At 67.2% G+C, this 5,365-nt stretch carries 5 protein-coding genes and 1 pseudogene; all 6 read left to right on the plus strand.

Going from position 1 to position 5,365, the window contains the following annotated elements; genetic code table 11:
* A partial coding sequence (locus E4L98_RS01610; RefSeq protein ID WP_135199819.1) for an adenylate/guanylate cyclase domain-containing protein occupies nucleotides 1-956 on the plus strand: 956 nt, incomplete at its 5' end.
* Entirely contained in the window at nucleotides 953-2,164 is a 1,212-nt protein-coding gene (locus E4L98_RS01615) for a tetratricopeptide repeat protein (protein WP_135199820.1), read from the plus strand. The genes E4L98_RS01610 and E4L98_RS01615, both read left to right, overlap by 4 nt.
* Before the next feature lie 93 nt (nucleotides 2,165-2,257).
* The gene (locus E4L98_RS01620) at nucleotides 2,258-3,007 is read left to right on the plus strand and encodes a Crp/Fnr family transcriptional regulator (RefSeq protein ID WP_135199821.1); all 750 of its coding nucleotides are present in this window, start codon (nucleotides 2,258-2,260) and stop codon (nucleotides 3,005-3,007) included.
* A 109-nt stretch (nucleotides 3,008-3,116) separates the two neighbouring features.
* Nucleotides 3,117-3,917 carry an ABC transporter permease gene (locus E4L98_RS01625; protein WP_135199822.1) on the plus strand — a complete coding sequence of 267 codons (801 nt, stop codon included), beginning with the start codon at nucleotides 3,117-3,119 and terminating at the stop codon, nucleotides 3,915-3,917.
* Complete coding sequence (locus tag E4L98_RS01630) at nucleotides 3,914-5,146, plus strand: ABC transporter ATP-binding protein (protein ID WP_229257191.1); 1,233 nt, start codon at nucleotides 3,914-3,916, stop codon at nucleotides 5,144-5,146. Before E4L98_RS01625 ends, E4L98_RS01630 begins: the two co-directional genes overlap by 4 nt.
* Nucleotides 5,143-5,365, plus strand: a pseudogene (locus E4L98_RS01635) (FkbM family methyltransferase); the annotation flags it as partial. The gene E4L98_RS01630 and the pseudogene E4L98_RS01635, both read left to right, overlap by 4 nt.

Raw genomic sequence — 5,365 nt, forward strand, 5'->3', positions numbered from 1 at the left:
AGCTGGACGCGCGCGCCGGACTGGCGCCGGCGTCCTGGCCGGGCCGGCTGATCGCCACGGTGTTTGCCGCCGCCACCGTCGCGCTCAGCGCCTGGACCCTGCCGCGCCAGTCGGCCCTGATCAACATCGGCGTGCTGGCGGCCGCCTCGGCGCTGTGGCTGGGCCTGGCCTGGATCATGGCGCCGCACGATGCCGTGTTCGGCCTCAGCAGTCCGCTGCTGGCCAACGCGTTTTTGCTGGCGGCCGGGGTGCCGTATGCGTGGCAGCTGTCGCAACGGCAATCGCGGCGCCTGCTCGACACGCTGCGTCAGTACGTGGCCGACGCCGTGGTCGACGAATTGTTGCGCAACAACCTGGCCGACCCGCTCAAGCCCAGCCACTGCGACGTCACCACCCTGATCGCCGACATGCAGGGCTACACCAGCCACGTGGCGGCGCTGCCGCTGGAACAGGCGGCCGAGCTGACGCGCGCCTTCCTCGACTGCCTGACCGGCCCGGTGCTGGCGTCGCGCGGCACGCTCGACAAGTTCACCGGCGACGGCCTGGTGGCGTTCTGGGGCGCGCCGCTGCCGGTGGCCGACCACGCCGACCAGGCGCTGGACGCGGCCGAGGCGATCCAGGCCGGCATGTTGCAATTCAACGCGGCGCGCGCGCGCCAGGGGCTGGCGCCGGTCCGGGTGCGCATCGGCATCGAGAGCGGACGCGCCATGGCCGGCGATTTCGGCTCGGCCGCGCGCAGCATTTATACTGCGGTCGGCGACAGCGTCAACGTGGCATCGCGGCTGGAAACCGCGGCCCGCGACCTGCCGCACGACGTGATCATCGGTCCCGGCACGGCGGCGCTGTGCCGTCGCCACCCCCTGCGGCATATCGGCGAGCTCACCTTGCGCGGCAAGGAGCATCCGACTACCCTGTACACCCTGGTGTCGCGCGCGCCGGAAGAAGGAGTTACGTGAAGAAATACCTGCTTGCCCTGCTGGCCGCCCTGCTGTGCGCCACCGCCGCCCGCGCCCAGGAGCCGCCGGTCGAGGAAGACCTGTACCTGACCGCGATGCAGTCGATCGCCGAGGGCCGCCGCGCCGACGCCAGCCTGATCCTGGAGCGCCTGATCGCGCGCGGGCCGCAGCACGCCGGCGAGTGGCTGGACCTGGCGATGATCCAGTGCGCGCTGGGCAATGGCGCCGACGCCGAGTCGCTGTTCGCCCGCATCGAGCGCGAATTCCAGCCGCCACCGGGCATCCGCGACATCATCCAGCAGCAGCGCCAGCAGGGGTGCTACCTGTGGAAACCGCAGGTGCTGTGGGGCCTGAACCTGTCGCGCGGCTACGACAGCAACGTCAACCAGGGCGCCAGCACGCCGTATTACACCGACAGCAATGGCGTGCCGCTGGAACTGTTGCCGGAATACAAACCCCACAGCGACAGCTACACCATCCTGTCGGGCGATTACCTGCGCGAGCTGGACCAGGACGGCGACATCGCGTTCGCCCAGGCGCACCTGCGCCAGTACGGCCATCAGACCGCTTATAATTCCGCCTCGCTGTTCATCGGCGCCGAGCATCCTTGGCAGCTGGCGCGGTGGCAGATGCGCAGTTCCGCCCTGCTGGGCGCGCTGACCCTGGGCGGCGTGCTGTATCAGGAGCAGGCGCAATTGCAGCTGCGCGCGGCGCCGCCGTTGAAATTGCCCAAGGGTTACGATTTGAGCATGTTGGGCAGTATTTCGCGCACCAACTACCGCACCCTGGCCAATTTCGACGCCACCACCTACGAACTGCGGCCGGTGCTCGGCTACCGCAGCGACACCGTCCAGGCCCAGGCCGCCATCGGCTACCAGCGCGACCTCGGCAGCGCCGAGCGCCCGGGCGGCGACCGCTCCGGCTGGTCGGCGCGGCTGTACGGCCGGCGCCTGCTGTGGGAGGCGCTGCAGGGCGAACTGGAGCTGACCGGCCAGCGCTGGAGCGGCCAGCAGGTCTATTCGCCGGGCGTGATCGACGTGGCGCGACGGCAAAACAATCTGGTGCTGCGCACCGTGCTGAGTTATCCGATCCAGCATGACCAGACGTTGCAGCTGGAATGGCGCGCGGTGCGCAACCGGGAGAATATCTCGATCTTTCAGTACAACGCGCACCAGATCCAGCTGACCTGGCGCTGGTCTAACCTGTAAAGGCTGCAACAAACTGCAACAATGTGCCTGTCCGGCTTAAAAATTAAGTATAAGTAACGTTTTCGACGCGGCAGTACGCCGCCCGCAAGGTAGATGAGCAAAACCACCGACAACGACCAGGCGATCGCCCCGCCCGCCGCCGGCAGCGAGCCGAGCACGCAGAATGTGCAGGTGCATCTGCGCCGCATCCCGCTGCTCGCCGGCCTGAGCGACGAGGAAGTCACACGGCTCAAGCCCGAGCTGCGCTTCCGCCAGTATGCCAAGCGCGACGTGGTGCTGCAGAAGGGCGCGGCCGGCGACGGCCTGCTGTTCCTGCTGTCCGGCCAGTTGCAGGTGATCGACGTCACCGAGGATGGCCGCGCGATCGGCCTGCGCATGCTGGCGCCGGGCGATTTCTTCGGCGAGATCGCCGTCATCAACGGTTCCCAGCGCACCGCCTCGGTGGTGGCGATGACGCCGGTGCTGGTGGCGTTCCTGCCGGCGCCGGCCGCGCTGCACCTGTTCTCGCACTCGCCGTCGGTGGCCAACCAGATGCTGCGCCACCTGGCGGCCAAGATCCAGCGCGATTCCGAGTTCCGCTCCCTGCTCAGCATCAACAACACGTCGCGCCGGATTTACACCTACCTGGTGCAGATGAAGCAGCCGCCCGAGCAGCCCGGCCAGCCCGAGGTGGTCAAGGACCTGCCGACCCACCAGGACATCGCCAACATGATCAACACCAGCCGCGAGACGGTGACCCGGGCGCTGACCTCGCTGGTGCAGCAGGGCATCATCCAGAAGAACAGCAAGGGCCTGGTGATCATCGATCCGCAAGGCTTGCAGAAGCTGGTCGAAGGCCCGTAGCGCGCGAGGTATAATTGCGCGCTTTTTTCCCACGCCGCCCGCGCGGCGTACCATTGTCCCCGAACATGACAGCACATAACCGCCACTTCCCCGCGCCGGGAGCCCGACCATGATCGTGCTCGGCCGCCTGCGCAACCTCGCCAACTACCGTGGTTTCATCCTCGGCAGCGTCAAGCGCGAATTCCAGTCCAAGTACCGCAATTCCATCCTCGGCGCCGCCTGGACCGTGCTCAATCCGCTGGCCATGATCGTGGTCTACACGGTGATCTTCTCGCAGGTGATGCACAACCGCCTGGCCGGCAGCACCTCGGCCTTCGGCTACAGCATTTATTTGTGCGCCGGCGTGCTGACCTGGAACCTGTTCGCCGAGATCACCAGCAAGGCGCAGGCGGTGTTCATCGATAACGCCGGCCTGATCAAGAAGATCAATTTCCCGCGCCTGTGCCTGCCGATCATCGTGATCGCCAACGCGCTGCTGAACTTCGCCATCATCTTCGGCCTGTTCACCGCCTTCCTCATCGTCTCCGGCAACTTCCCCGGCTGGGCCTTTGCCGCCATGGTGCCGGTGCTGCTGGTGGAAATCCTGCTGGCGATCGGCCTGGGCATGGTGCTGGCGGTGCTCAACGTGTTCTTCCGCGACGTCGGCCAGTTCTTCAACATCGCGCTGCAATTCTGGTTCTGGTTCACGCCGGTGGTGTACCCGGTGGCGGCGTTGCCGGAAGACGTGCGCCCGCTGCTGGCCTGGAACCCCATGGCCGGCGTGATCACCGCCTTCCAGGACATTCTGGTGCGCCAGAGCCTGCCCGACTGGGGCGGTCTGGCGCCGGCGCTGGCGCTGGCAATCATCCTGTGCCTGCTGGGCATGCAACTGTTCCGCAAGCGCGCGGGAGAAATGGTGGACGAACTGTGAACGGCAGCATACTGGTCAACAACCTCGGCAAAGCTTACCGCCGCTATCCCAGCCACCGCGCCCGCCTGCTCGAATGGCTGATGCCGTCGCGCCCGCGCCACGACACCATCTGGGTGCTGCGCGAGGTCAGCTTCGGCGTGGCGCCGGGCCAGGCGCTGGGCATCATCGGCATCAACGGCGCCGGCAAGAGCACCCTGCTCAAGCTGATCACCGGCACCGCCGCGCCGACCACCGGCCGCGTCTCGATCCAGGGCCGGGTGGCAGCCATGCTGGAGCTGGGCATGGGCTTCCACCCCGACTTCAGCGGGCGCCAGAACTGCTATATGGCGGGCCAGCTGCTGGGCCTGACGGTCGATGAACTGGACCGGCTGATGCCCGAGATCGAGGCCTTCGCCGAAATCGGCGAATACATCGACCAGCCGGTGCGCGTGTACTCGAGCGGCATGCAGATGCGGCTGGCCTTCAGCGTGGCCACCGCGCGCCGGCCGGACGTGCTGATCGTCGACGAGGCGCTGTCGGTGGGCGACGCGTATTTCCAGCACAAGAGCTTCGAGCGCATCCGCGCCTTCCGCGCCGAGGGCACCACCCTGCTGATCGTCTCGCACGACAAGGCGGCGATCCAGTCGGTGTGCGACCGCGCCATCCTGCTGGACAAGGGCCGGGTCAGCAAGGAAGGCACGCCGGAAGAAATCATGGACCTGTACAACGCCATGCTGGCCGAGCGCGAGGGCGAATCGGTGCGCCAGGAAACCCACGACAGCGGCAAGGTGCAGACCATTTCCGGCACCGGCCAGGCCACTGTGGAGCGCATCGCGCTGCTGAAGGAGGACGGCGCGCCGGCCGAGGTGCACGGCACCGGCTCGCGCGTGACGCTGGAAATCCGCGTGGCGGTGCACGACGACCTGCCGGAGATGACGCTGGGCTACCGCATCAAGGACCGCCTGGGCCAGAACATCTTCGGCACCAATACCTTCCACAAGCTGCAGCCGTTGACCAATCTGCGCAAGGGCCAGCGCCTGACGGTGCGCGCCAGCTTCGCGCTGAACCTCGGACCGGGCACGTATTCGGTGGCCACCGCGCTGCACAGCAGCGATAATCACCTGACCGCCAATTACGAGTGGCGCGATCTGGCGCTGGTGTTTGAAGTGATGAACCTGAAGCACAGCTATTTCGAGGGCTCGACCTGGCTCGATCCGGAAATAGCCATCGACCACGGAGATGCGCGATGAGCGTGACCAGCTACGCCCCCCAATTCGAAGACCTGCTGCTGTGGCGCGCGCTGCGCCAGGTGGCCGACGGCCGCTATCTGGACGTCGGCGCCGGCGATCCGCTGGCCGGCTCGGTGACCCAGCTGTTCTATGAGCGCGGCTGGCGCGGCATCAACCTCGAGCCGGCGCACGGCCACCTGCGCCAGCTGCGCATCGCCCGCCCGGCCGACCGCAATCTGG

The sequence above is a fragment of the Duganella callida genome, from assembly GCF_004614165.1.
Taxonomy (GTDB): Bacteria; Pseudomonadota; Gammaproteobacteria; order Burkholderiales; family Burkholderiaceae_D; genus Rugamonas; species Rugamonas callida.